General features: G+C 31.6%; 32 protein-coding genes and 2 tRNA genes. 15 read left to right on the top strand and 19 right to left on the bottom strand.

Features of this window, described 5'->3' with window-relative positions; translation table 11 throughout:
- The first annotated feature begins 31 nt into the window (after window positions 1-31).
- Together K5781_RS02470 and K5781_RS02465 are read left to right on the top strand one after the other, a co-directional pair.
- Window positions 32-193, top strand: a complete 162-nt coding sequence (locus K5781_RS02470; RefSeq protein WP_297440373.1) for a hypothetical protein — start codon at window positions 32-34, stop codon at window positions 191-193.
- Window positions 194-232: 39 nt separating this feature from the next.
- Complete coding sequence (locus K5781_RS02465) at window positions 233-787, top strand: class I SAM-dependent methyltransferase (RefSeq protein ID WP_297440371.1); 555 nt, start codon at window positions 233-235, stop codon at window positions 785-787.
- Here K5781_RS02465 and K5781_RS02460 read toward each other — a convergent pair.
- On the bottom strand, window positions 784-2,586 hold the full coding sequence (locus K5781_RS02460; RefSeq protein WP_366847866.1) for an ATP-binding protein: 1,803 nt from the start codon (window positions 2,584-2,586) through the stop codon (window positions 784-786). The two genes, K5781_RS02465 and K5781_RS02460, sit on opposite strands and share 4 nt — an antisense overlap.
- Window positions 2,587-2,762: 176 nt before the next feature.
- Between K5781_RS02460 and K5781_RS02455 the strand changes: the two genes are divergently transcribed.
- The gene (locus K5781_RS02455) at window positions 2,763-3,137 is read left to right on the top strand and encodes a response regulator (RefSeq protein ID WP_297440369.1); all 375 of its coding nucleotides are present in this window, start codon (window positions 2,763-2,765) and stop codon (window positions 3,135-3,137) included.
- Between the two features lie 37 nt (window positions 3,138-3,174).
- Here K5781_RS02455 and K5781_RS02450 read toward each other — a convergent pair.
- Together K5781_RS02450 and K5781_RS02445 are read right to left on the bottom strand one after the other, a co-directional pair.
- Window positions 3,175-3,248: transfer RNA gene (locus K5781_RS02450), tRNA-Lys, on the bottom strand.
- 65 nt (window positions 3,249-3,313) lie between these two features.
- Entirely contained in the window at window positions 3,314-3,910 is a 597-nt protein-coding gene (locus K5781_RS02445; protein ID WP_297440367.1) for an SRPBCC family protein, read from the bottom strand.
- 97 nt (window positions 3,911-4,007) lie between these two features.
- Between K5781_RS02445 and K5781_RS02440 the strand changes: the two genes are divergently transcribed.
- Entirely contained in the window at window positions 4,008-4,532 is a 525-nt protein-coding gene (locus tag K5781_RS02440) for a hypothetical protein (RefSeq protein ID WP_297440365.1), read from the top strand.
- On the opposite strand, the gene K5781_RS02435 is transcribed toward K5781_RS02440, so the two are convergent.
- Genes K5781_RS02435 through K5781_RS02410 form a run of 6 tightly spaced genes read right to left on the bottom strand, consistent with a single transcriptional unit; the run spans window position 4,522 to window position 8,911 of the window.
- Window positions 4,522-4,965 (bottom strand): COX15/CtaA family protein, encoded by a 444-nt coding sequence (locus tag K5781_RS02435; RefSeq protein WP_297440363.1) that lies wholly within the window; start codon window positions 4,963-4,965, stop codon window positions 4,522-4,524. The genes K5781_RS02440 and K5781_RS02435 overlap by 11 nt on opposite strands.
- 12 nt (window positions 4,966-4,977) lie before the next feature.
- A complete protein-coding gene (locus K5781_RS02430; RefSeq protein ID WP_297440361.1) occupies window positions 4,978-5,949 on the bottom strand; it encodes a plastocyanin/azurin family copper-binding protein in 972 nt (323 codons plus the stop codon).
- Window positions 5,950-5,961: 12 nt separating this feature from the next.
- Entirely contained in the window at window positions 5,962-7,488 is a 1,527-nt protein-coding gene (locus tag K5781_RS02425; RefSeq protein ID WP_297440359.1) for a cbb3-type cytochrome c oxidase subunit I, read from the bottom strand.
- Window positions 7,489-7,537: 49 nt separating this feature from the next.
- Window positions 7,538-7,969, bottom strand: a complete 432-nt coding sequence (locus tag K5781_RS02420) for a cupredoxin domain-containing protein (RefSeq protein ID WP_297440357.1) — start codon at window positions 7,967-7,969, stop codon at window positions 7,538-7,540.
- Between the two features lie 2 nt (window positions 7,970-7,971).
- On the bottom strand, window positions 7,972-8,232 hold the full coding sequence (locus tag K5781_RS02415; protein WP_297440355.1) for a heme transporter CcmC: 261 nt from the start codon (window positions 8,230-8,232) through the stop codon (window positions 7,972-7,974).
- 55 nt (window positions 8,233-8,287) lie between these two features.
- Window positions 8,288-8,911: a histidine phosphatase family protein gene (locus tag K5781_RS02410; protein ID WP_297440352.1), complete on the bottom strand. Its 624-nt coding sequence runs from the start codon at window positions 8,909-8,911 to the stop codon at window positions 8,288-8,290.
- 50 nt (window positions 8,912-8,961) lie between these two features.
- Here K5781_RS02410 and npdG point away from each other — a divergent pair, with 50 nt between their 5' ends.
- The 3 genes from npdG to K5781_RS02395 are packed head-to-tail and all read left to right on the top strand — an operon-like array spanning window position 8,962 to window position 10,269.
- Complete coding sequence (npdG, locus tag K5781_RS02405) at window positions 8,962-9,633, top strand: NADPH-dependent F420 reductase (protein ID WP_297440350.1); 672 nt, start codon at window positions 8,962-8,964, stop codon at window positions 9,631-9,633.
- A 17-nt stretch (window positions 9,634-9,650) separates the two neighbouring features.
- The gene (locus K5781_RS02400; protein WP_297440348.1) at window positions 9,651-9,884 is read left to right on the top strand and encodes a hypothetical protein; all 234 of its coding nucleotides are present in this window, start codon (window positions 9,651-9,653) and stop codon (window positions 9,882-9,884) included.
- Window positions 9,868-10,269, top strand: coding sequence for a pyridoxamine 5'-phosphate oxidase family protein (locus K5781_RS02395; RefSeq protein WP_297440347.1), 402 nt, complete (start codon window positions 9,868-9,870; stop codon window positions 10,267-10,269). The genes K5781_RS02400 and K5781_RS02395 overlap by 17 nt, the downstream gene beginning before the upstream one ends.
- On the opposite strand, the gene K5781_RS02390 is transcribed toward K5781_RS02395, so the two are convergent.
- Window positions 10,263-11,438 carry an aminotransferase class I/II-fold pyridoxal phosphate-dependent enzyme gene (locus K5781_RS02390; RefSeq protein WP_297440345.1) on the bottom strand — a complete coding sequence of 392 codons (1,176 nt, stop codon included), beginning with the start codon at window positions 11,436-11,438 and terminating at the stop codon, window positions 10,263-10,265. The two genes, K5781_RS02395 and K5781_RS02390, sit on opposite strands and share 7 nt — an antisense overlap.
- A gap of 44 nt (window positions 11,439-11,482) precedes the next feature.
- Here K5781_RS02390 and K5781_RS02385 point away from each other — a divergent pair.
- Window positions 11,483-11,557 (top strand) — tRNA-Arg (locus K5781_RS02385).
- 84 nt (window positions 11,558-11,641) lie between these two features.
- The gene (locus K5781_RS02380; RefSeq protein ID WP_297440343.1) at window positions 11,642-12,091 is read left to right on the top strand and encodes a hypothetical protein; all 450 of its coding nucleotides are present in this window, start codon (window positions 11,642-11,644) and stop codon (window positions 12,089-12,091) included.
- Here the strand turns inward: K5781_RS02380 and K5781_RS02375 are convergent.
- Complete coding sequence (locus K5781_RS02375; RefSeq protein ID WP_297440341.1) at window positions 12,055-12,648, bottom strand: hypothetical protein; 594 nt, start codon at window positions 12,646-12,648, stop codon at window positions 12,055-12,057. The two genes, K5781_RS02380 and K5781_RS02375, sit on opposite strands and share 37 nt — an antisense overlap.
- Before the next feature lie 119 nt (window positions 12,649-12,767).
- On the opposite strand from K5781_RS02375, the gene K5781_RS02370 reads away from it, so the two are divergent.
- Together K5781_RS02370 and K5781_RS02365 are read left to right on the top strand one after the other, a co-directional pair.
- Window positions 12,768-13,007, top strand: coding sequence for a hypothetical protein (locus tag K5781_RS02370; RefSeq protein WP_297440340.1), 240 nt, complete (start codon window positions 12,768-12,770; stop codon window positions 13,005-13,007).
- Window positions 13,008-13,032: 25 nt separating this feature from the next.
- The gene (locus tag K5781_RS02365; protein ID WP_297440338.1) at window positions 13,033-13,680 is read left to right on the top strand and encodes an SDR family NAD(P)-dependent oxidoreductase; all 648 of its coding nucleotides are present in this window, start codon (window positions 13,033-13,035) and stop codon (window positions 13,678-13,680) included.
- A gap of 5 nt (window positions 13,681-13,685) precedes the next feature.
- Here K5781_RS02365 and K5781_RS02360 read toward each other — a convergent pair whose 3' ends face one another.
- The 3 genes from K5781_RS02360 to mtnA are packed head-to-tail and all read right to left on the bottom strand — an operon-like array spanning window position 13,686 to window position 16,847.
- Window positions 13,686-15,035, bottom strand: coding sequence for a PQQ-dependent sugar dehydrogenase (locus K5781_RS02360; protein WP_297440336.1), 1,350 nt, complete (start codon window positions 15,033-15,035; stop codon window positions 13,686-13,688).
- A 48-nt stretch (window positions 15,036-15,083) separates the two neighbouring features.
- Window positions 15,084-15,722, bottom strand: coding sequence for a PqqD family peptide modification chaperone (locus K5781_RS02355; RefSeq protein ID WP_297440334.1), 639 nt, complete (start codon window positions 15,720-15,722; stop codon window positions 15,084-15,086).
- A gap of 36 nt (window positions 15,723-15,758) precedes the next feature.
- Window positions 15,759-16,847 carry an S-methyl-5-thioribose-1-phosphate isomerase gene (gene mtnA, locus K5781_RS02350; protein WP_366847865.1) on the bottom strand — a complete coding sequence of 363 codons (1,089 nt, stop codon included), beginning with the start codon at window positions 16,845-16,847 and terminating at the stop codon, window positions 15,759-15,761.
- A 64-nt stretch (window positions 16,848-16,911) separates the two neighbouring features.
- On the opposite strand from mtnA, the gene K5781_RS02345 reads away from it, so the two are divergent.
- Window positions 16,912-17,931, top strand: a complete 1,020-nt coding sequence (locus K5781_RS02345; protein ID WP_297440329.1) for an SIS domain-containing protein — start codon at window positions 16,912-16,914, stop codon at window positions 17,929-17,931.
- A 3-nt stretch (window positions 17,932-17,934) separates the two neighbouring features.
- Here the strand turns inward: K5781_RS02345 and K5781_RS02340 are convergent, their stop codons facing one another.
- The 5 genes from K5781_RS02340 to K5781_RS02320 all read right to left on the bottom strand — a co-directional run bounded on the left by K5781_RS02340 (window position 17,935) and on the right by K5781_RS02320 (window position 22,149).
- The gene (locus K5781_RS02340; RefSeq protein WP_297440327.1) at window positions 17,935-18,834 is read right to left on the bottom strand and encodes an FkbM family methyltransferase; all 900 of its coding nucleotides are present in this window, start codon (window positions 18,832-18,834) and stop codon (window positions 17,935-17,937) included.
- Window positions 18,835-18,865: 31 nt separating this feature from the next.
- Window positions 18,866-19,663, bottom strand: coding sequence for a TylF/MycF/NovP-related O-methyltransferase (locus K5781_RS02335; RefSeq protein WP_297440325.1), 798 nt, complete (start codon window positions 19,661-19,663; stop codon window positions 18,866-18,868).
- A gap of 85 nt (window positions 19,664-19,748) precedes the next feature.
- Complete coding sequence (locus K5781_RS02330; RefSeq protein ID WP_297440324.1) at window positions 19,749-20,687, bottom strand: lysylphosphatidylglycerol synthase transmembrane domain-containing protein; 939 nt, start codon at window positions 20,685-20,687, stop codon at window positions 19,749-19,751.
- A 94-nt stretch (window positions 20,688-20,781) separates the two neighbouring features.
- A complete protein-coding gene (locus tag K5781_RS02325; RefSeq protein WP_297440322.1) occupies window positions 20,782-21,216 on the bottom strand; it encodes a GNAT family N-acetyltransferase in 435 nt (144 codons plus the stop codon).
- A 3-nt stretch (window positions 21,217-21,219) separates the two neighbouring features.
- Entirely contained in the window at window positions 21,220-22,149 is a 930-nt protein-coding gene (locus tag K5781_RS02320) for a glycosyltransferase family 2 protein (RefSeq protein ID WP_297440320.1), read from the bottom strand.
- Between the two features lie 115 nt (window positions 22,150-22,264).
- Here K5781_RS02320 and K5781_RS02315 point away from each other — a divergent pair, with 115 nt between their 5' ends.
- The 3 genes from K5781_RS02315 to K5781_RS02305 are packed head-to-tail and all read left to right on the top strand — an operon-like array spanning window position 22,265 to window position 24,514.
- A complete protein-coding gene (locus tag K5781_RS02315; RefSeq protein WP_297440318.1) occupies window positions 22,265-22,894 on the top strand; it encodes a PIG-L family deacetylase in 630 nt (209 codons plus the stop codon).
- Window positions 22,895-23,608, top strand: coding sequence for a WbqC family protein (locus K5781_RS02310; protein ID WP_297440316.1), 714 nt, complete (start codon window positions 22,895-22,897; stop codon window positions 23,606-23,608).
- A gap of 9 nt (window positions 23,609-23,617) precedes the next feature.
- The gene (locus tag K5781_RS02305) at window positions 23,618-24,514 is read left to right on the top strand and encodes an NAD(P)-dependent oxidoreductase (protein WP_297440314.1); all 897 of its coding nucleotides are present in this window, start codon (window positions 23,618-23,620) and stop codon (window positions 24,512-24,514) included.

The following is a 24,514-nucleotide window of genomic DNA, read 5'->3' as shown; positions in this document are numbered from 1 at the left end:
GTTTTTTACCTATAGTGAGAAATAAAGAATTATGGATTCATGCTATACAGGCAATACACAAGAAATTTGCTGGTTCTGTAGAAAAGGCAGACATGATGATTGCATGAAAGAGATTCCTACTCAGGGAAAATCAGATGGACCACATGATTGCACGTTTGATACAAAACTTATTCCATGCAAATGCCAGCACTAAACAATTAGTAACAAATACAGCTTTTGGTGGAAAATTTCTATGAGTTACAATGAAGAGTTTTGGAATAAATATTCGGATGAAAATGAAGCAAGATACAATGAAGAGTTTTCTAAATTTGTCAGGGATTTGGCAACATCATTACATTGTACAAGTATACTAGAAATTGGTTGTGGAACAGGAATTGATTTAAGATTATTTCCAGATACATTTGAAATCCACGGAATTGATCTTAATGAAAAGGCATTAAAAATGGCTAAAGAAAAACTCTCAATTGCAAATTTTAGGAAAGGTTCCATTACAGAACTACCATTTGATGATTCAACAATTGATTTTGTCTTTACTCATGGACTGATGAATTATCTAGATGATGAGACTGTAGAAAAAGGAGTGTCTGAAATGTTCAGAGTGTCCAAAAGATGGATTATGAATTGTGAGAAATTTGAGGAAATTGAACAACAAATTGATGAGAATCAAAAATCTCGAAATATGCAAAATAAATGGCTTGACTATAAAGTAAAATTTGTCAGCAATGTGAATATGCATGAAGATATAGAACCAGACAAGCCCAGATTCACATTGCTAAAGAAACTCTAATTTTGTTTTGGTTGTAGTTTCACTTTTTGTACAGATAGTACTTTTGGCAACATTATACTAAATGTTGTAGGATTATTAGAAACAGAAATTTCTCCTTGATGTTGTTCCACAATATTTTTACAGCTTGCAAGACCCAACCCAGTTCCTTTTTGTTTAGTTGTAAATAATGGTTCAAAGATTTTATTCATATTTTCATTGGGAATTCCTTCTCCTGTATCACTGAATTTTATAATTGCAAAATTGTCTTGCTCACTTATCTGAATGGTAATTTTCCCTCCATCATGCATGGCTTGAATTGAATTCACAATCAAATTGATAAAAACAGCATCAAGTTTAATGGCATCACAATCAATTTTTACATCTTTTTTTGAAATTTCAACTTTAACATCTTCTGGAACATTAACTTTTTCCAAAGAGTTCTCAACAAGTTCTTTTAGCGAAACATTTGTCAGATTTAATGGAGAATTTCTCACATATCCCAAAACATCATCTACCTGATGAGAAATTCTATCAATACTTTTCTCAATCAAATCAATACGTTTTGTTACAGTTGGATCAGATATTTTTGAATCTGCAGGACTCTGTTTTATCAAATCTAGAGACATTTTCATGACTGATAGGGGATTTCTCAAGTCGTGTGCAAGACGTCCAGAAAGTTCACCAATTGCAGATAATCGCTCTGACTTTAGAATTTCATGAGTCTTTTCTTCAACAAGATTTTCAAGATTATCTCTTTGTTCAACAAGCTCAGTGGTTCTCATTTTTACTAGGCGTGAAAGATTTTTGTTGATTGTAATTACGATCACTGCAAAAACTCCCAGCATTGCAACTACTCCAAGCATAAGACTTTGTGATGAGAGGGTTTCATCCTCTTGAATAAAAATAGCATCAACCATTGAAACTAAGATGACCATGCTAACAATTGCTAATGTTAGTGGAATTCCAAATTTACTAATTGTTTCAAACTGAACAGTTTCAGAGAAAAACATTGCTTTATTTTCAGAGGATGGTAAATTAGCAATTTTGAGTCTAATGTGAAATGCGAAAATTAACAGTACAAAACTGTAGACATACAACAGATCAACTGGATGGCCATCATAGTAAGTTCCATCTAATTCAGCAAACAAAAAGAAAGTATCAGAAATGTTGTAAATTATAAAACCAAATAACACAAGCATCCAAGAGAAATTGGCAGATCTTTTTGTAAGAAATAAAATTCCGACGATGGCAGGTACAACTTGAATTGATGCCATAATGGGATATGCAAGTGCAATGGATGTTGCAAATGCTTCTTCTCCTTCCATATCATCATATGCTGCTAAAAGGGAGGGTAGCAATAATGAAAAAGATAATCCTATTGCAAACAACCAAACTTTCCAATTAATTGATTTTAAAACAGGTTTTAAGGAAATAAAGAGAAAAGCAATCATGAATGGATATGCTCCAACATAGAAAATGTCAGCTTCTGATGGGAATGGATCTCCTTCCCAAACATGATCGTATAATTGCCAAATCTGTTCAGCTATAAACCAAAATGCTGCACCAATTGCAAAAACAAGAAAACCTTTTGCTTGGAAATGTTTTTGTCTATGTAATTTTATTGCAAGAATTGATGAGTATGCAGTTAGAATTCCTGGAACAATTGCATATGTAGGAATTGAAATCCACATGAATTGTTGATCATCAAGAAGAGGTCTTAGCTGATAAATAGCAGTAAACCCAAGTAAAGTTACAATTAGAAAAGTTAAAGATTTTTTATTATCATTCAATTGTTTGTTAATTAAATTGGGTTTACTCAATTTTTGATCCTCTTAACTTCATATTATTTCCAATTTTTATAGAATATACGTTTTCAAGTAATTTCAATTGCATTTTACCTTAAAAACCATTGACTAAATCTATAGATATTTTGGTATATGTCACAATTTGAACTTACGTAGTGTTTAATAGTAAAGTATGATAATCTTACTTGGGCATGGGTGGAACAGTACTAGTTGTAGAAGATGATATGGATCTAATTGGAATTTACAAGGAAATTCTAGAATTACATGCATTTGATGTTGAGACTGCGATGAATGGAGAAGAAGGAGTTCAAAAATTCATAGAACACAAACCATCACTTGTAATAATGGATGGAGATATGCCAATACTTGATGGATATCAAGCATTCAAACAAATCAAAAGTATAGATGCTAATGCTAATGTGGTAATTGTTACAGGATTTTCAGAGTTTGAACCAAAAAGTCAAGAAGCAATCAAAGAAGGACTAATCAAAGTGATTTCAAAGCCATTAGGAGTGGATGAACTACTTGCATTAGCAAAAAAGTATACTGAAATCAAAATAGAATAATTTTTTAAAAATTATCTTTTTAAAATTAAATTAAAAGCGGGTCTAAAGGGATTCGGACCCTTGACAACCGGATTAAGAGTCCGGTGCGCTACCTGGCTGCGCCATAGACCCACCAAAAAGGATAAGCCTAGAGTTGTTATTAATCTTAAGATTTTAAAATAAATGAAAATTCAGTTTTATGCTTTTGCTTCAATTTCATTGTATTTTTCAATGATTGCAGTAAGTGCAGTTGAAACTGGAACATCGTTCATCTTTTTCTTTTCGGCTAGAAGTTTTTGGTATGCATCAAGTGTAATGTACACTGGAATTGAACCATTTCCTTCAAGTAGTCCTCTAACGTTGTAAAGAGCTGTTTCCATTCCTTTCTCAGCAGATTTTGCAAATTTTGCTTTGTCCAAAATTGCACCTAGAGGACCAAATGGCATCTCATAGTCTACTGACATGGTTACTCTTGTAAGATTATTACCTAATGCTTTGAATTCGTTGGTAATTTGCCAATTCTTGAAAGGACCTTCAATTTGCTTGGCAGTGATTTTCTCGTTTCTAATGAATTCAGTTGTTTCACAATCCCACTCTAAACGTTTACCGCTAAAGTCACCGATAATTCTAAAGGTTGTACCAACACCCATTCCTTCCTTAATATCCATAGGAACGACTGTCATACCTACTGTGTCATTTTTGATTTGATCAGAAACATGCTCTGGTCTTGCAAAGTAGGTGAAAACATTCTCTACAGGTGTTTTGATATCGATTGATTTTGTAACGAGGGTCAACGATTGAGTTTCTTGCCAATAAGGATTTAAAGGTTTTGAAGATTTTCCTGCCAAAATTGATTTACAATATATTCATCTAATTATTATGATAAATTGAATGACTAAAAAGCGATCAGTTTTTTTGATCTTTATTTTGATATTTTTAGCGTATGCAGGATTTGATTCAGCATATGCCCATTCCATGTTCAATTCGGCTGAGCAATCATATGGCGGTTATAGAGTCCAGGTTGCCACAGCACCAGAATTTCCACAAATTGATGAGCCATCACAATTTCTCATTAAAGTGACTAAAGGATTTGATTATGAAGATGTGGATAATTTTAGGATGGGAATACGAGTTTTTTATAATGATCAGCAAGTAGATGCCATTCCTCCAACATCAGTAGATGGTTCTCATTGGGATTTTGACTATATTTGGAGAAATGTAGGAAACCATATTGTGAAAGTTGATTTGTATGATATGGAAGATTCGCATGGAACTTTGACTTATACATTCAATATGGGAACTCAAAGTCCATTTGGGTTTGTTTTCATTGGTGCAATTACTACAGGTGCGTTTGTATTTGTAGGAGTAATGTTGTACATTTACTTGCCAAAAATGCTAAAAAAACCTAAACAGTAATTGGTTTAGAAGATTTTGAGATTCTAAATGCAAATATTGTAGTTAGCAACACCATTGCAAATAACCAAATTCCAATTCCCAAGTGAATTGCGACTAGTACTGCATGAAGCTTTGTATCAATTACTAGGGCACCAAGTGTAATTTGTGTAATAACTAAGCCAGTTGCAAGAGAGCTGGTAATTTTTATTTTCAAATCAGAATTTTTATTTATCAAACTTGCAATCATTGTTGAAACAACTAGTATTCCAGTTGTTGCAGCAGTTGTTCTATGAATCCATTCAATAAGATATTCCTCAGAAGGCATTACACCATTAGGGCATAGAGGCCATTCAGGACAAGTCAATCCAAGTCCAGCTGCTGAGATATATCCGCCAATAAACATCAATGAATACAAAACTATCATTGTTGTTAGTGCTAAGTATTGGATTGCCAAAATTTTTCGTTTCTAGTTAACTGTAATGACACCAGTCATCCAAGGATGTACCATACAAAAGTATGGATATTCGCCTGCTTCATCTAATGTTACTGAAAATGTACCACCTGCCATAAACAAACTACTGTCAAATTTTCCATCAGCTCCACCTGCAGGAGTTCCACTAGTTACAGTATGAGCTGCTGTATCATCATTTGACCAAGTGATTTCTTCACCTGCTGAAACTGTAACATGGTATGGAAGATAACATTCGTTTGTTTCATCACATCCAGGAACTCCAGAACCATCTGGGATAGATATTACTCCATCAAATGCTACTGGTTCTGGTGCTGCAACTTCTTCCATTACTTCTGGTTCTGGTGCTGCAACTTCTTCCATTACTTCTGGTTCTGGTGCTGCCTCCATTACTTCTTCTTCAACTGAAACATCCCCTACAATGATTTTACCAACCATTCCTTGTTCTCTGTGACCTGGAACTGTACAAATGTAATAGTAAACTCCTTCTTCTCCTGCAATAAATTCTGAAGTTCCACTTTCACCCGGTTTTAGTGGATTAGATGCTGTTGCAACTTCACTTCCAGGGACAATTCCTCCAAATCCTTCATCTTCAGTTGTTACACCAAAGGAGTGAAATGATTTTCCGGCATTATCAACATCAAAGATTACTTTGTCTCCAACTTCCATCTTAACTGTTGGATTGTGATCAGGTTCACCAGGTAACGAGTTAAAAGCCAAAGTCCTAAAGTCAGAAGATTCAATAAAATGAAGAACTTGTGTAAGGGTTGCACCAGTATGTGCTGCTGGACCTGCAGAACCTGAATCTCCAGCCATCATTGCTACAACTGGGGCAGGTTCTGAAATCCAATAATCCCACATTGAAAAGAAGATTGCTCCGCCAACAATGCATATACCTAACATGATAATCATCATTTTTCCAGTTCTTGCTGGAGTTGTTCTGTAAACTTGGGAATTATCGTGGCTCATTTCATATATCTCCTAATGTGATGGGTTCTTTGCCTCAAATGGATAATAGTATTTGCCACCGACTCCAAATGGATCCTCGGTATTTGCAAGTTGTCCCTTTCCTGAACTGTAAATCATGTTTGCCAAGAAGATTGCCATACTGACACCAATAACCATGGCACCGACTGTTGCAATCTGGTTCATAGCAATCCATTCTGGGATTGGAGGATAATCGAAAATTCTTCTTGGCATTCCATAAAGACCAAGTACGTGTTGTGTAAAGAATACTAGAACGGTACCAACAAATGACATAACAAAGTGGATTTTACCCATTGTTTCATTGTACATTCTTCCTGTTACATATGGGAACATGTAGTAGAGGAATCCAATTGAACCAAATGCAATTGTACCCATCACAAAGAGATGGAAGTGACCAACTACCCAGTATGTATCATGTGTGGTAAAGTCTAATGGCATAGCAGCGTTTGCAACACCACCTGCACCTGCAGAGAAGAATAATGCAATTCCACCAACTGCCCACATCATAGGAGTTGAGAACTTGATTCTGCCATTCCACATGGTTGCAACAAAGTTGAATACGTGCATGGCTGATGCTGGAACTGCTGCAAGAGTTCCTACCATGAATACTGTTTTTTCGGTAAATGACATTCCGGTTGCATACATATGGTGTGCCCATGATGAGAAACCGACAATAGATAACAATACAAATGCAAAGACACCAGAGTTGTAACTGTAAATTGGTTTTCTTGAGAATCTTGGAATAATTTCATACATCATACCAATTGCAGGAATTACTAGTACATACACTTCAGGATGGAATGTAAACCAGAACAAGTGTGCATATGCTATTGGATCTCCTCCCATTGCAGGATTGAAAAATCCACTTACGCCAAGTCTGTCAGTTAGTAACATCAAGAGTGCTGCAGCAAAAGTAGGAATTGCAACTAGAATAATCAATGATGAAGATAAGAATGACCATGCCAACAATGGAACTTGTCCAATTGACATGTCAGGATGTTTACATTTGAGAATTGTAACGATAAAGTTGATTGCGCCAAGTACGGAGGAGATACCCAGAATCTTTAATCCAAAAATCCACATATCTGCTGCAGGACCTGGAGCACTAATGATTGAATATGGAGGTGTTGCATACCATGTAAAGTCTGCAAATCCTAGCCAGATAAGTGCACCAGCTGGAGGAATCATCCAAAATGCTATGGCATTAAGTTTTGGATATGCCATGTCTTTGTATCTGACCATTATTGGAACATAGTAGTTACCAACTGCAGATGCAAATGGAATGATAAACAAGAAAATTAATGTCGTGCCGTGAACTGTGAAAATTCTGTTAAAGGTCATTGCATCACCAATAATTTGTGCACCAGGTAAGAACAATTCTGCTCTGATTGCAAGAGCCAAAGTTCCACCCAAGAACAAGAATGCAAGTGATGAAATCAGATAAAGTAATCCAACATCAGTATGATGTGTTGAGAACATTATCTGCCAAATTGGACGTGGTTTTTGTAATTCTAGAACCATCAGATAATCTCCTCAGATTTGTGCATTAAAAGTTGTGATAAAAGCGTTGTCAAGCTGTAGGATCCTCCACAATTAATTTTCCCCTCATGTTATAGTGGATTAATCCACAATATTCTCTGCATTGAATATCATGTTCTCCCGCATCAGTTGGAGCAAACCATACTGTGTTTACTCTACCAGGAATTGCGTCCATCAATACGACATAATCGTGAATGTTAAAAGAATGATTAACGTCTTTAGAATGAATTTCTAATTTGTAAGCTTTGCCAACTTCAACATGAAGTTCACCAATTTCTTTAGTACCATCTTCATGTTCAAAAGTCCAGAACCATTGTTGTCCTGTTACAATAATTGTTTCAGCACCTTCTGGAACATGTTCTACGAGTCTTTCTGCTTCCCAAGCTTCTGCCCCGACCCAACACATCAATGCTACAACAACGCCGATGTAAATCCATTCAGGCCAATTAGAGTGTCCGCCCATTATTACCAGTCCGTGCCCTCATATGGAGTTGGTTTTGCTTTTGGATGAGATTCTCTAAATCTCCAGCATTGCCAAATAATTGTTCCAGAGACTACTGCACCAACAGTAAATCCAACGGTCATTAATCTATAAAATAAATTCCAAATAACCACTCTACGATCAAGATATTCTCCAGGTTCATCACCGGCAGCAAATGCTAAGTCCACAGCTGGAATTACCATTAAAACTCCCAATACCAAGAATAACCCGACGAATTTCTTCATAGCGATTGAATGACGTGGCCTATAATTTCTATTTAAGGGTTTTCAAGATTATTAGCTACCATCCTTGATCGAATCGAGATGGATGCATTACATTAAGTCCTGATAATGAGAACTTTTGTTCTTTTTCTCTGAAAATATTCAAAGATGCATTGGCTATGATTAATTCAAAGAGGTTTGTAGGAGATAGATCAACAATTGTCGAAAGCATTGCCTTGATTGGATCCATATGAGTCACTAGAACGACATTCTCATCAGGATGATTTTTAGTTACATGATCTACTATCCCTAAAACTCGCTTTTTGACTTGATCAAAAGTCTCTACACCATTGTGAGCAATTTCTAATTCTCCATTGTAAAATTTCATAAAGACATTACCATGACTTGTGAAAATTTCATCATATGGCATTCCAGTAAATTTTCCCATATCAAGTTCAATTAAACGCTCATCAATTGTTACATCAATAGAATTGTGTTTACCGACAATTTCTGCAGTATGTTTAGCTCTTTGGATAGGACTAGAATAAATTGCTGAAACATTCATGTGTTCAAGTAATTCTGCAGTATGTTCTGCCTGTTTGATTCCAATTTCTGTCAATGGGACTCCTTCTGTTCTTCCAGCTAGAATTCTTTCAGTATTATTTTTGGCCTGTCCATGTCTGAGAAAGATAATCTGTCCCAATTTGATCGATTTTCAAATAGAGATAATAATAACATTGTCAGATAGAAATCATGAAAGTAGGAATAATTGGTGGAACTGGTGGAATGGGCAAAGGATTTGCTTTAAGATGGTCACAAAATAATGATGTTATTGTTGGTTCTAGAGATGCTGCAAGAGCATCTGAATCAGCTACAGAATATACGAATCTTGCAAAAGAAGCATTTGGTGAAATAAAGGGAACAATTACTGGAAACGACAATGTTTCAGTTGCTAAAGAAAGTGATGTTTTGATTTTATCAATTCCATATGAGAATATTGATTCTGTATGTTCAGGAATTTTGTCAGAAGTAAAAGATAGCTGTGTTGTTGTATCTCCAATCGTACCTATGACAAAAACAGATGTTGGATTTGAGTGTGTTTCAATTAAAGATAACAAACCATTTTCATACAAACTGGTTTCAGAACACATGAAAGACAAATCAAAATTGGTTTCTGCATTTCACGTAATCTCTGAGAAAAAGTTAATCAATCCAACATTGGAATTAGATTATGACATCTTTGTTTGTGGTGACGATAAAGAATCAGTTGCAGTAGTTAATCAGTTAATTGATGAAATCAAAGGATTAAGATCAATCTATTTGGGACCAATTGAATTATCATATCTTGCAGAAATGTCCACTCCATTGCTACTAAACGCAATGATCAGAAACAAGATAAAGAATCCAGGCATCAAAATTATCTAAACTACTCTTTTCTAATTATGAGTCACGAGTATTATAGACGAGGTAAAAACTGGTTTACAGTTATTGGATTACTTTTTTGTATAATGGGAGGTATTGTTCTAATTCAACAATTATTAATTTGGGGAATAGAATTTGTTGAAGATTTTCTATTTAATGATGAATTTACAAATGAAAAAGTTTCTGTAGCAATGTTAGGCTTTGGGATTTTTATGATAGCATTAGGATTTAGAAAACATGAACAAAAGAGATGAATTTCTAAGTCAACAAAAGATTTTACGATTAGCTACAGTTGGCAAAAACAAAACTCCACATATTGTGCCTGTATGGTATAGATATAGCGGAAAAAAAATTTACATTGGAACTAACACTAAAACGATAAAAGCAAAAAATATTAAAAAAAATAATCAGGTTTCATGCTGTATAGATATAGGAATAAAGGCGCCAAATATTTTTGGTGTTCTAGTGCAAGGAAATGCAAATCTTATCTTAGAAAGTAACAAAGTTAAAAATATTGCAAAAAAAATTCTTTTGCGATATTTTAAATCACTAGATAACAAATCTGCAAAAGAATTACTAGATGACACTAATTGTATTATTGAAATTGTTCCTGAAAAATTTACAGTTTGGAATTACTGAGTGACAAATTTTTCAATTTTACTCATTGCAGAATCCAATATTTTAAGATCTGGAAGATAAACTAGTCTGAAATGTCCACTGCCATACTGTTCTCCAAAACCGGAACCATGAACTGTCAGTACACCTTGTTCTTCTAACAACTTTGTTACAAATTCCTTATCATTATCAAACCTATTGTCTTCAATTTTTGGAAATGCATAAAATGAGCCCTTGGGGTTAGGACATGACAATCCAGGAATTTCGTTTAATCGTTTTACTACAAAATCACGATGTTTTTTCATTTCAGAAACAAAATCACCAATGTAATCTTGTGGTCCACGTAGTGATTCTAATGCTGCATGTTGAACAGGAAGACTAGTTGCAATTCTCACTCTAGCAAGTTTAGGCAAGTGTTCTCTTAATTCTGCTAATTGTGGAGATTGGTTAAATGCAATGTAACCGATTCTCCAGCCAGACATCAAATGGACTTTGGAAAAACCATTTAGAACAATTACTGGTGAATTACCAGCTACTTTACCAATTCCAACAAATTTTTCATCAAAAACTATTTGATCGTAAATCTCATCACAAATTATGTAGAGATTATGCTCATTTGCAATATCCACTAATTCTTTGAGGGCTTTTTCATTGAAAACAACTCCAGTAGGATTATTTGGACTGATCAAACAAATGGCTACAGTCTTTGATGTAATTTTGGATTTTATATCCTCAATATCAGGAGTAGAATTATTCAAATCTACTCCAAATTCTACAGGAATCCCACCATGTAATCGGACATACGAAGCATATGGAGGATAATAAGGTCCAGGTAATAGTACTTCATCGCCTTCTTCAACAATTGAAGATATCACCATGTCTAGTCCTTCAGAGACACCATTTGTAATTAGAATATCATCAGCATTGATGGAAAGCCCTTTGGCATTTTCTTTTTTGGCAATTTCTTCTCTTAATTCCAAAAGACCTTCAGATGTAGAATAGAAATTATCACCTCTCTTAATTGCATCAATCAAAGCTTGTTTTACATTATCAGGAGGTTGAAAGCCAAATTGTACAGGATCACCAATGTTTAGATAATCAACTTGCATTCCTTTTTGTTCAACTTTTCTAGCGGCCAGTACAATATCTCTAATTGCATATTCTACTCCAACTACTTTTTTTGATACCTTCAAAGTATCTAGACAGATATTTAGACCTGTTAAAATCTTACTTGTTTGGACTCGTTGCACAGTCTGGATAGTGCGAGCGGCTTCGAACCGCTAGGTCGAGGGATCGAAGCCCTCCGAGCCCTTTAGATTATCTTATTAAGTAAATAATTTCTCAGCATGATGAAATGCGTATATCTCCATTCAAAATTGGATTGATTTTAGTGATAGTGGGGATAATTTGGACAGCATATATTTTTGATGAAACTGAAAAAAAATATGATTCAATTTTACTAAAACAGTCAAGCTCATTTGAAACAAAATCAGAATTGCTTGGTATAGATATAGGATATTTCAAATTATATATGCCTGAATTTTCAGGAGAAGAAGTATTTGTTCAGATATTAGATTCTAATGACAACGTGATTCAAGAACAAATGATTCAAACAAAAATGTCAGTGGGTTATTTTGACTTTGAAGAAAACGGTGATTACACATTAAAGATTACAAATATTGCAAAAAATCAAATCAATATTGAAATGGAATTCGGAAATACAAATTCACAAAAAATGTATCCATCAGGAATTATAATATTTGTAGGAGCTATTGTGATGTTGATTATGGCATTTTTCAAAATTAAAAATTATAATATTGAACAACCTGAAGAGAATATCTCATAGATTTGTATACATTGAATGGTATGTCCAAAAATCAATACAAGATTAAAAATCAACCAGGTAGTAAAAAACAAAAATGCTACAATAGAGAATGGAAGAAATATTTTGAGTTTTGTGTGTTCTCTATTTTTTAAAATCAAGACTGCACCTAGTGATGCAATAACTAGTCCTAATTCTAGTGGTTGGTGAGACCATGAGATAAGCCCATCAATTCCAAAGACGTCATGAGATAAAGAATCTCCAAAACCTGAAACAATTTGTAGAATAGAACCTACAATAACTAATTTGATTCCAGTTTTAAGAGAACCATGAACTGATTTTCGAATTAATAGCATGCTACCAATTATTGCAGCACAAGTAGTCATTGAAACTCCAGAATAGACTACAATATGAGAGGGGCTCCAGAAAAACTCTGGTTCTTTTAGAAGATGTGAAATGGCATCCCAAAATCCTGCTGAAACAATTACAATTGGACCAATCATTGCTAAAATAGAAATTAATGAAACAAGAGTACTAGATTTTGTAATTGTCGAATTTGAAAGTCTTTGAATTAATTTCATTTTGTTCCTACAATACAACAGGGTTATTTGAAATATTGTAAGAGTATCAATTAGAAAAATTCAACATCATGGCTAATTTTATGAATTAACTATATTAGATGAAACAATTTACAAAAAATATGAGTCCAGGAATAGGATTAATGAAAAGGCGTTTAGAAAAGGAAAAAGATGCAGTTGCGTTAGGTATCTCTGGAATTGCAAAAAAATATGATGTAAAGCCAGAAAATATCAAAACGCTGGAAACAAAATATCATGATGATGCAGGAGATTGGTATGTCGCTCTGGGATGGGATGAAAAAAGAGCAATAGTTCAGATGGATTCTGTATTAGGAACAATAACAGAAATTAAAGAAATTTAATTATAACAAATATTTTAAAAATTATATGTCTAAAGCAATTGTTCTTGGCGGTTCAAGAGGAATAGGTAAAGCAATTTCTAAATCTTTAAAATCAATTGGAATTGACGTTTTTGCTACATCAAAAACTGATATTGATACATCAAATTTGGATAGTGTAAAAAAATTTTTAGAGAAAAATACTCAAACAGATATTCTCATATTAAATACAGGAGGACCTTCTCCAAAACTATTCAACACCATTACAGAAACGGATTGGAAACTTTATCATAATCAATTATTTTTAGGATTTGTTACCATTCTACAAAAAATCAAAATTAATGATGGAGGATACATATTTTTGATTAGTTCTAGTGTAATTAAAGAACCAAATGCCAAATTAATCATTTCATCAGCATATCGTGCTGCATTTTCTGAAGTCTTTAAAGTATTAAGCAAAGAATATGCTCAAAATAATATCAGTTGTGTAAATATTGCTCCAGGACCAATTAACACAGATAGAACTCAAGAATTAATAGAAAATGTTCAAGAATTTGAAGAAACATTACCTATGAAAAGATTGGGAAAACCTGAAGAGATTGGAAGTTTTATAAAATCAATTATTGAAAATGAGATAAAATATCTTTCAGGAGTCACAATAAACTTTGATGGTGCAAATTCAAATTATATTTTTTGATTAAATTATGGTAAATTTCCCCAACCAATTTCTATAAGTTTTGATAATGTTTTTGTAGTTACACATGCAGGCATTCCAGAACTATTTTTAATTAATAATTCTAATCCATCTTTACAAAGTATATTTTTTGATAAAACTCCTTGTTTGAACTGTTGTAATGGGGACAAAGTATTATCTCCCAGTAAAATTTTATTGCTAGAAATAGGAATGATTTTGAAAATCCTGTCATCGTTTGGTGCAGGAATTCCTCTACCATCCTGATTACTAGTCAAGACGTATAAATTACCATCAGGACCTTCTGCAACATCACGTAATCTGCCAAAAGAATCTTTTAGTAAAATTTCATTGGAAAGAACTTCATTTGTATCAAGATCAAAATCTAAAATTCTCAAATGTTTTCCATATAGTGTTGCAACAAAAAATTTGCCTTGCCAATCTGGAAATTTTTCAGAATTATAAAAAGTTGCACCTGAAGGGGCCCATGTTTCCTCTTGACCAGTTTGATATAAAGGAGTTACATATTTTGCATCAGTTAATTCACCAGATACATTAGGCCATCCATAATTTTTTCCAGATTCAATTAAATTAATTTCATCTCTTCCCTCCCATCCATATTCACCAGAAGGACCATGCTCAGTTGAAATCAAATTACCTGTTGATTTATCCCAATCTATTCCCTGTGGATTTCTATGACCATAAGAAAAAACAGGGGAATTTTCAAAAGGATTATCATTAGGAATGCTTCCATCAAGATTTATTCGTAAGATTTTTCCTCCTAACGAATTAAGATCTTGAGATAATTCAGGTGTTTTAATTTCACCAGTTGTAGCATATAGTTTACCATCAGGACCAATTTTTATTCTTCCACCATCATGAGCGGTTGAGCCTGGGATTCTATCAATTAAGATAAATTCATTTTCTAATTTATTGTTGGATTCAGTAAATCGTGAAAGTCTGTTAAACGTATCTGAAAGAATGTCCTTTGGTAAAGGCGTAGATTTCTTTGTATAATAAACATAAACATAATGATTTTCATCGAAATTAGGATCTAAAGCTATACCTAAAACTCCTGCCTCTCTTCTTTCAACTTGCAGAGTCAATGCAGGTTCATCTAAAAGTTTTCCATCTTCAATAATTCTTACTGTTCCATGTCTTGTGGTTCCAGGTATTTCGCCATCAGAACGTTCAGTAAAAAATATTCTTCCATCAGGGGCAAAATCAATTGCCCAAGGAATGTTTAAATTTTCAGCAATAATTTCGATTTCGACTTCATATTCAAATTTTTCAGCAAAAGAAATTCCAAAAAATATTCCAGAGAAAAGCATTACAGATAATATGACTAATAAAAATCTCATTACCAGGTATTTAAAAATCTAGTTCTTAAACTAATCTATTAGAAAATTTTATTTTTTAAATTCAACATTAGGAGTGTCTGATTGACCTGCTATTGCTATTAACCCACCATCACGTAGTTGTTGGAGCAACTGCATTACTTCTTTTTCAACTTGTTTTCTTTGTAATCCTGTTTGTTGTGCAAATACTTCAACAAGATCTGTTACTTTACGTTGGCCATTACAAGACTTCCAAAAGTCAACTATTGCTTGATTGACCATGAATCCTTGTTCATGTTCATTTGCAAGAACCATTGAACCATCCTCTTGTTGAATTAACTTTCCAACTCCTTGTGGTAAAGCAGTTTCATAATTTATTGGTGCAGGTGTATTCATAGTAGCACCCATATTTTTTATTTTTAATTTTCCTTCTTCAGTCATTTTATCCATTGACCATGCAGGTTCCCATACAATGTCTATTTTGACATTATTAACTCCAGGTACTTTTTTGGCAAATCTTGTGGCATCTTCAACTAGAGTTTCATGAAGAGGACAACCTTGAGTAGTCATTGTCATTTTGATGTTAACATCATTATTTTCAGTAACATCAATTCCATAGATTAATCCCATTTCTACAATGTTTAATGGAACTTCGGGATCCATACATTGTTTGAGTGATTCTTCAATTGCTTGTGGTGAAACGGTACTCATATTGTAAATGGCAGTTTGAAAAACAATAAAAACTTTCTAATTATTAGCTTCAAATAATTTTGGTATTGATTCTTCGTAGGGAAATTTAGCCACACCTTTTTCAGTAATTATCCCTGAAATTAATTCTGGAGGAGTCATATCAAATGCAGGATTAATTACACCAATATCATCAGGAGCTGTCTTTTTTTCACCAATACCAGTTACTTCAGTCCCTTTACGCATTTCAATGATTACATCTTCAGCCTTTGTCTCTAAATCAATGGTCGATAATGGGGCTGCAACATAAAATGGAATTCCATGTTGTTTAGCCATTGTTGCTACTTGATAAGTTCCAATTTTATTAAAAACATGACCAGTCTTTACAATTCTATCTGCACCAACTACTACCTTATTCACTAAACCATTTGCCATTGAATATCCTACTGCAGTGTCTGGCACTAAACTGACATCGAATCCATCATGTTTCAATTCAAATGCTGTTAATCGTGAACCTTGTTGAATAGGTCTTGTTTCAGTTGCTATTACTTTTACATTTTTTCCACTTTCTCTAGTTGCTCTGATTACACCTAATGCGGTTCCATATGCAACAGTTGCTAATGCTCCTGCATTACAATGAGTCATTATGGTGTCATTATTGTCAAAAAGAATTGAACCATTCTTACCCATAGCTTTGTTAATTTCAATATCTTCATCTGCCATTTTTTTAGCAGTAGAAATTACTAGTTCTCTAATTTGTTCAACAGAATCTCCAGTTTTTGCAATATTCATTATTTTTTCTAATCCCCAACCTAAGTTTACTGCAGTAGGTCTAGTAGCAAATAGAATTTTTTTTGCGTTTTCTAAATATGATATTAATTCATCTTTAGTGGTAGCATTACTTTGTAATACTGCTAATGCTAGACCAAATGCACCAGATACACCAATTGCAGGTGCACCTCTAACAACCAATGTAGATATAGCATCAGCCACTTGATTAAAATCATCAAATTCTACAATAACCAATTCATTTGGTAATTTAGTTTGATCAATCATTCTAACTTTGTTATTTTTCCATTCTACTGTTCGTAACGATGAATCTATGCCAATATTCTGATTCGTCAATAAACATATTTTACAGATGTTCATTTTAAATCAATCTTCGGGATTTAATTCATCAGACATATATTTTAAAAATTATTCCTGTAAATAGATGATTTCTAAAGAAAATTTAGATGAAGTAGATTCTAAAGGAATGTATAAAATTTATGACAAGTGGCCAGAAATCGCTAAAGAGGCATATGAATTAGATGAAAATAGTATAGAATTTGAAAATATTGATAATATTATTTTTGCAGGAATGGGAGGTTCTGGTGCAATAGGAGATATTTTTTATTCAATATTATCAAAAACAGATAAACATGTCTCAGTTGTTAAGGGATATCATCTGCCTAAAACAGTTGATTCCAACACATTAGTAGTTACAACAAGTGTTTCAGGAAATACATCTGAAACTCTTACAGTTTTAGAAGCAGCAAAAAAAATTGATACTAATGTTGTTGCTTTTTCTTCTGATGGAATAATGGAAAAATATTGTAAATCAAATAATATTTCCCATAAAATTATTCCTCAGTTTCATTCTCCAAGAGCTTCTTTCACAGCCTATTTGTATGGAATGTTAAAAATTCTTAAACCCATTTTGCCAATTAATGAAACTGATATTCAAGAATCTATTGAAAAACTATTTGAATTAAGAGAAAAAATCTCTTCTTCAAATCTTTCTAAAGATAATCCTTCATTAGATTTAGCAGAGTGGATCAATGGAATTCCATTGATTTATTATCCATGGGGATTACAAGCATCTGCAATTCGCTTTAAAAATTCATTGCAAGAAAACGGGAAAACCCATGTAATTGCTGAAGATGTAGTAGAGGCATGTCATAATGGAATAGTTTCATGGGAAAAATCATCCAATGTTAATCCAATTTTGTTACAAGGAAAAGATGATTATGAAAAAACAAAGGAAAGATGGAGAATTTTAAAAGAATATTTTAATTCAAATGGAATAGAATACAAAGAAATTTTCTCAGAGGAAGGTAGCATAATAACTAAAGTAATTAATTTAATTTATCTTTTAGACTATACATCGATATATTACGCAATAATTCAAAAAATTGATCCATCTCCCATTCCATCCATAGATTTTATTAAGAAAAGATCCACATTGGGTTAAATGTCAGAGTTTTTCTGCTAAAATATAATCAGATTTTAATTCTTGATTTTGTGAAGTATTTTGATTCCAATACTCAGTAAAAGTTGTAATCTTGAAATTATTTTTTGTCAATATATCAATAATTTGCTTAGAACTTTGATTATTTTGATTCAGGATCTCTTCATGTAGTTCAATAATAATTTTATTTGTAATTTTTAAAGTGTTAGAAGCACCTTTTAGTACAAATAATTCTGAACCTTCAACATCAATTTTTAACCAGTCAATTTTTTTATATAAATTTCCCAGTAGGTTATCCAGAGTTATGGATTTAATTGATACAGACTCATTTTGTGAATATGATTTTGATAGAATTGATGAAGTGCCAGAATGAGTTTTAGATTGAAATAATTTAACAGTTCCATTTTCTTCTGATATAGCTACATTATGTAAGGCAATATTTTTTAAATTATTTAATTCGCAATTTTGTGATAAAATTTTGAAGGTGTTAGGATCTGGTTCAATAGCAATAATCTTACAATCTTTATTTTTTTTAGAAAGTTTTAGAGTGTAGTATCCAACATTAGCTCCCAAATCAATTATTACATTATTTTTACCAGTAATTAATGAAAATGGTTCCCATTTTGCAATTACTTCTGAAAACAAAAATCGTGCAAGATCTTCAAATTTTGGTCTTGCTACAAAAATTATTCCTTCAGGAGATTTAACAATAATGGGTTTAGCAAGATAATCGGTAAGAAAATGTTTTTTAGATTCTTCAGTTTGTCTTTTAAAAACTGAATTTGGATGTTTTAAAATAGTAAGTAAAATTGTCTTAAAAAGAGAAAACCAATCTGTTTTTGGAATTGTTGATGTTTTTAATAATAAGTAAAAACACTGAAAAAATTTTTTTGAAGTAATCTTCATTTTCAATCAGTTAATATGTCAATCAAAGTAACTAGTTTATTTTGATGTGAGGTTCTGGAAATAAATTAATCTCAAGATTTTTTTCTTTACAAAATTCATCAGCTGCAGTAGTTTCACCACATGTAGCTTCATCACGATTTACTCTATCATAATCATCAAACATAATAATTCCACCTTTTTCCATTCTAGGATACACAAATTCCATACTTAGTTTAGTTGCATCATATAGATCACAGTCTACTAAAACTAAAGAAAATTTCTTATCAGATAATTGTTGGTATAATGTGTCTTCAAAAAGACCTTTAACTAAATTGACTTTGTCTGCAACATCAAACTTTTCTAATTTTTTTTGTACAATACTTTCACTTGTTTCTGAATACATTCCTTTTGCATTTTCCCAAATGGAATGTTTATCTTCATAAGGAAGGCCCATAAAAGCATCACATGCAAAAATTTTTCGTTTTGAATTTAATGTTTTCAAATAATGAGCAGTCATTGTGGTAGTACCGCCACGATAAATCCCCAATTCTAAAATATCACCTTCAATACCTTCAGTTTTTTTCACAAATTCTAACCAAGTTCCCATTCCCAATCCTTCTTGAAGATCTTCTAACTCATAGTGATTTTTCATATAAAATGAGAGTTCTTTACGTATTTCAGGTTCAAATTGAGTTGCAATGTATTTGGTCATTAATGTAAACAAAGGTTTAGAGTTTTTTTTAGCTAATGGAGTATTTGGTAGAAATTTCATGTATTTTTTTCTCATCAAAGAATATCGTTCAATTGCTTTAACATACAATCCAATTGCAATCTTTCTTCTAATACCCATTTATCTAAGAAATCTTCATCTTGTTTATAAATAAGTGTCCATGAAAATATTTTACAAATTCTAGTAAATCGATAAGATATAGAATTTATTTTAGACTAAATCCAAATTTGTATGTTATAGTTCCTGCAATTGCAGGTATCCAAGTTCCTATAAATCTCATAAAAATTACAGCTAATGATGCTAATGAGAAATCAATTCCATTATTAACTAACATTGCAATCATACCAGATTCAGTAACTATCACTCCGGCAGGTAAAAATGATAGATTTCCTATCAGCAAAGATGTATAATAGATTTGACCCGAATCAAAAAATTCAATTCCTATTCCTGCAGATTGAAAAATCAAATAAACAGTAATTAAATGAATGAATTTTGTAGAAAGGCTTATTGAGATTATTTCAAATAAATTCTTTTTTTTCATTAATATTTTGAATGATGTTTCAGACTCATCAATGGATGAATATAATTTTTTTAAAAAATTTATTTTTAAAATAATTTTTTTGATTGAAGTAAAAGTTTTTGATTTTGAAATCAAAATTCCAAATACTGCTACAAATAATATTCCAAAAATTAAAATAATTTGGCTTGTTAGAAAATTAGACCACATCATTAAAACACTAATGATTATGGTAATTGCAATTAATTCAGTCCATCTTTCAATTAAAATTATTGGGAATGTTGAAGAAATTGAATAATTAAATTGTTTTTTTAACAAAACAGATTTTATTGCCGTTCCTAACCCGCCAGGAGTTAATGCTAAAGATAATCCTCCCAAAAAAATCTTTATACTTTTTTTAAAAGAAATTGGTTTGTTTAATTGTTGTAATAATCTATGAAATTTAAAACTTGAAACTAATGTGTGGACTATCATTAAAATAATAATTATTGGAATATATTGAAAATCAAAAGTGATATTTTTTTCATCAATGGATGAATAGTCAGAGTAAAGTATTATTGCAAAATAAAAGATTATTGTTGCTGCTAATGCTAATATGATTTTGTCAAAAAAATTTTTAATTTTCATTTTTATTCCTATGATTATAGGTGTTTTTTGAAGATTATAATATGAATTGATTAGCTAATATTATTTTTAGTGTTATTAAACTCAAAGAACTTTCCTAATGATTGAATCTCATTCCTTTTAGATGTCTAACAAAACCCAGTTTTTCATAAAATGGTGCAACATCATCTAAACAATCTAAAACTGATTTATAGCATCCTTCACTTTCAGCACGTTTTAGAATTGTATTGATTAATTTTGAGCCAATTTTAGATTTTTGAAAATTTTTATTGATTACAACATCTTCAATATGACCTACATATTTTCCATTATGAATAAATTTTTGTTCTAAAATTAATGTAGCAGATCCTACAACTCGGGAATTTTTTATTACAACAAAAACTAGTTGAAAAGGATTATTTTTAATTTTTTGAAAAATATCTAAGGCTTTTTTTTCTGATAGAGTGCTTGCAGGTTTTAATGAGTCCAAGGATTCTAAAAATCCATTTTTTAGATCATCTAATTCTAATTCTCTAATAATAACATCATCCATGATTTATTCTTTAAATTTTTCTAATCGTTTAATTCGTTCTAATAGATCTTTTTCCGAAAATGCTTGTCGTTTAAAAACAATATGAGCAAATAATCCAATCATAAAACTAACGGCACCCAACAAAATCAAACCAGACGATAATGTTGAATTAATTTCAATAAAATTTGGTATAGATGATATTAATTTACTAATAATTCCAATACTGCTCAAAAGTGCACCGAACAAACCAAATGCCATTATAGGTCTATGGTATACAAGGGTACTAGAAATTATAGATAATGATCTTAGTGTATAACGTGTAATACTATGTACTAATCTAGAATCTTCTCTATGTTTAAAAGAAATAGGGGTTTCGCCAATTCTAAATTTTTTAAAATGTAAATCTAACAGTACTTCTTGAGTATAAGTAAAATTATTTACAACTGTAATATTTTCAATTGCATCTTTAGAATATGCTCTAAATCCAGTTTGTGTATCAGTAAATTTGTGTCCAGCAACAAATGAGACTAATTTTGTAAAAATTTGATTTCCAAAATAATTTAATTTTTTGTATGTAGATGGATTTCCTTTCCAGAATCTAGTTCCAACAACTACATCAAATTGATTATTAATTATTGGATTAATCAAATCTGGAATCTGATCAATATTGGCTTCACCATCAGCATCTACAGTAACAACAATATCAGCTCCTAGAGAGATAGAATTTCTAATACCAGTCATAAAGCCAGCTCCAACACCAAGATTAGTTTTATGTGAAATAATTTTATCTGCACCAGCATTCATTGCCATATCTACAGTATTATCAGTAGAGCCATCATTTACTACCAAGATTTCAACTTGATCAATATTTGGTATTTTTCTAGGAATTCTTAGAATAGTCTTTTCTATTCTTTCTTCTTCATTATACGCTAACATCAAAATGACTAATTTCAATTGCCTAATTATTAAAAAATGGCTATATAAGCAGTATTCTAAATAAATAATCTTAATTAGTACTGAGAAATAGACAACAAAAACATAATAATTAATTTAATCAGTCAAGATTGAATTGGTTTTAAATATTCTAGGCAAAGGTCCGGTGCTTTTTGTAGGATGTCATCCTGATGATGTAGAATATGGTTGTGGAGGAGTAATTAGTAAACTTGGAAAATCTGTTCCTATTCATGTAATTACTCTTTCAAAAAATCAGGAAAATCCTGATAACAAAAATGTGCTAAAAGAGAGCAAAGATAGTTTGAATTCATTAGGCATTAAAAAAGAAAATATTGTATTTGGCGATTTTGTTACAAGAGAATTTTCTTATTCAAGACAAGAAATTTGTGATTTTTTATGGAAAATAGGAAAAAAAATTAATCCATCATGTATATTCATTCCACCATATGATCTTCATCAAGATCATCAAGTAGGACATGATGAATGTCTTAGAGTTTTTAGAACAAAAACAATATTGGAATATGACATTCCAAGAAGTGAAAAATTTCCAAAACCAGTAATTTTTGTTCAATTAAATCAGAAAAATTTGAATGATAAACTCAAAGCTTTATCTAAATACAAAACATATCAGAAAAAAAATTATTTTCAAAAAGAAGTCATAGTTGCAGCATGTAAGTCAAATGGTGTCAAAGTAGAAATTCCCTTATGTGAAGTTTTTAGTCCTATATCCATTATTTGGAAATAAGTGAATAGATTTTTGAAGGTTTCAATTCATCAACCGAATTATCTTCCTTGGATGGGATTAATTCGTAAAATTTTGAATTCAGATATTTTTATTATTTTTGATGATGTTCAACTTGTAAGAGGAAAAAGCTATGTGATTAGAACAAAAATCAAAACTTCAGGAGGACCAAAATGGATTTCAGTTCCAGTAGAAAATAAAAATGATTTGCTGAAAATTAATCAAATCAAAATTAATCACAAGGTTTCTTGGCAAGATGAACATTGGAATAAAATTTTTGAAAATTATCATAAAACAAAATATTTTGATAAATATTCAAAAAATTTTAAGAAAATATTTTTTCAAAAACAAGATAGTCTGGTAGAATTGAATTTTGCATTTATAAAAGAAATTTTAGATGTTTTGAATATTCAAAAAAACATCAAATTTTCATCAGAATTAGGAGTTGAAGGAACAGGCACGGACAAGATAATTAATCTAATTAAAGCCGTAAATGGAGATGAATATATCTCAGGCACAGGAAAAGGTTCATCTAGATACATTATTGATAATGAAATTAGATTTGAAGATAACAATATCAAGTTAATTTTTCAAAAATTCAATCATCCAATTTATAATCAAACTTCGTCTGACTTTGTTCCTAATTTGTCAATAATTGATGCTATTTTCAATATAGGTCCAGAAGATACGTTAAAAATCATGAACAAAAAACTGTAGAGTAGAAAAATGAAAATTCTTGTAACAGGTGCATCAGGTCAAATTGGAAGAATCCTTAGTAAAAAAATTATCAATGAAAAAATTCCATATCTTGGATTAGATATCAGAAAAGATGATTCAATAGATGGAAAAATTATTCATTCTGAAATTACAAATAATGAAGATCTTAAAAAACATGAATCTGAATTAGTAGAGATAGATACTTTGATTCATTTAGCAAGTTTAATCACTAATGACAGAGATGTAATTAAAAATGGACCAGATAGTGTTGAACTAAATATCAAAGGGACAATGAATTTGTTAAAATTTTTACCAAATTTAAAAACAATAATTTTTTCTAGTACATATATGGTTTATGGAACACCAAATGAGAATCCAGTAAGTGAACTTCATATTACAGATCCAAATGTTGTTTATGGAGCTAGTAAGCTTGCAACAGAAAAATACTTGCAGATATTTTGTAAGGAAAATAATATTTCTTTGGTAATTTTAAGGATGATGGGAGTATATAATGTGGCAAAACCACATGGGCAAGCAATTCCAACTTTTGTAAAAATGATTGCAAATGATCAAAGACCAACAGTTATGGGAACTGGGAAAATTAGAAGAAATCACCTATACATAGATGACGCAATAGAATCAATAATGAAATCAGTCAAAAATCCTCAAACGGGAATTTATAATATCGGAGGTAAAGATTCACCATCTAATTTAGAATTAATTGAGATAATAAATAATAAAATGGGAAAGAAAATTGAGCCTATTTTCAAAGAAACTACTGTAAAACCTTATGATTTTATTACTGATATTTCAAAAGCGAAATCTCAATTAGGCTTTGAACCTAAAATAGAAATTGAAGAAGGAATTGAAAAAACAATAAAAAATTATTTAGAAAATAAATGGTAG

The sequence above is a fragment of the Nitrosopumilus sp. genome, from assembly GCF_025699255.1.
Lineage (GTDB): Archaea > Thermoproteota > Nitrososphaeria > Nitrososphaerales > Nitrosopumilaceae > Nitrosopumilus.
Note: the sequence above shows the minus strand (reverse complement) of the source record. Positions and strands in the feature narration are given on the sequence as shown.

Coding starts and splice junctions, on each gene's coding strand:
- K5781_RS02470 (WP_297440373.1), top strand. CDS start 32: ATGGATTCATGCTATACAGGCAATACACAAGAAATTTGCTGGTTCTGT.
- K5781_RS02465 (WP_297440371.1), top strand. CDS start 233: ATGAGTTACAATGAAGAGTTTTGGAATAAATATTCGGATGAAAATGAA.
- K5781_RS02455 (WP_297440369.1), top strand. CDS start 2,763: ATGGGTGGAACAGTACTAGTTGTAGAAGATGATATGGATCTAATTGGA.
- K5781_RS02440 (WP_297440365.1), top strand. CDS start 4,008: ATGACTAAAAAGCGATCAGTTTTTTTGATCTTTATTTTGATATTTTTA.
- K5781_RS02430 (WP_297440361.1), bottom strand. CDS start 5,949: ATGAGCCACGATAATTCCCAAGTTTACAGAACAACTCCAGCAAGAACT.
- K5781_RS02425 (WP_297440359.1), bottom strand. CDS start 7,488: ATGGTTCTAGAATTACAAAAACCACGTCCAATTTGGCAGATAATGTTC.
- K5781_RS02420 (WP_297440357.1), bottom strand. CDS start 7,969: ATGGGCGGACACTCTAATTGGCCTGAATGGATTTACATCGGCGTTGTT.
- K5781_RS02415 (WP_297440355.1), bottom strand. CDS start 8,232: ATGAAGAAATTCGTCGGGTTATTCTTGGTATTGGGAGTTTTAATGGTA.
- npdG (WP_297440350.1), top strand. CDS start 8,962: ATGAAAGTAGGAATAATTGGTGGAACTGGTGGAATGGGCAAAGGATTT.
- K5781_RS02400 (WP_297440348.1), top strand. CDS start 9,651: ATGAGTCACGAGTATTATAGACGAGGTAAAAACTGGTTTACAGTTATT.
- K5781_RS02395 (WP_297440347.1), top strand. CDS start 9,868: ATGAACAAAAGAGATGAATTTCTAAGTCAACAAAAGATTTTACGATTA.
- K5781_RS02375 (WP_297440341.1), bottom strand. CDS start 12,648: ATGAAATTAATTCAAAGACTTTCAAATTCGACAATTACAAAATCTAGT.
- K5781_RS02370 (WP_297440340.1), top strand. CDS start 12,768: ATGAGTCCAGGAATAGGATTAATGAAAAGGCGTTTAGAAAAGGAAAAA.
- K5781_RS02365 (WP_297440338.1), top strand. CDS start 13,033: ATGTCTAAAGCAATTGTTCTTGGCGGTTCAAGAGGAATAGGTAAAGCA.
- K5781_RS02360 (WP_297440336.1), bottom strand. CDS start 15,035: ATGAGATTTTTATTAGTCATATTATCTGTAATGCTTTTCTCTGGAATA.
- K5781_RS02355 (WP_297440334.1), bottom strand. CDS start 15,722: ATGAGTACCGTTTCACCACAAGCAATTGAAGAATCACTCAAACAATGT.
- mtnA (WP_366847865.1), bottom strand. CDS start 16,847: ATGAACATCTGTAAAATATGTTTATTGACGAATCAGAATATTGGCATA.
- K5781_RS02345 (WP_297440329.1), top strand. CDS start 16,912: ATGATTTCTAAAGAAAATTTAGATGAAGTAGATTCTAAAGGAATGTAT.
- K5781_RS02340 (WP_297440327.1), bottom strand. CDS start 18,834: ATGAAGATTACTTCAAAAAAATTTTTTCAGTGTTTTTACTTATTATTA.
- K5781_RS02335 (WP_297440325.1), bottom strand. CDS start 19,663: ATGGGTATTAGAAGAAAGATTGCAATTGGATTGTATGTTAAAGCAATT.
- K5781_RS02330 (WP_297440324.1), bottom strand. CDS start 20,687: ATGAAAATTAAAAATTTTTTTGACAAAATCATATTAGCATTAGCAGCA.
- K5781_RS02325 (WP_297440322.1), bottom strand. CDS start 21,216: ATGGATGATGTTATTATTAGAGAATTAGAATTAGATGATCTAAAAAAT.
- K5781_RS02305 (WP_297440314.1), top strand. CDS start 23,618: ATGAAAATTCTTGTAACAGGTGCATCAGGTCAAATTGGAAGAATCCTT.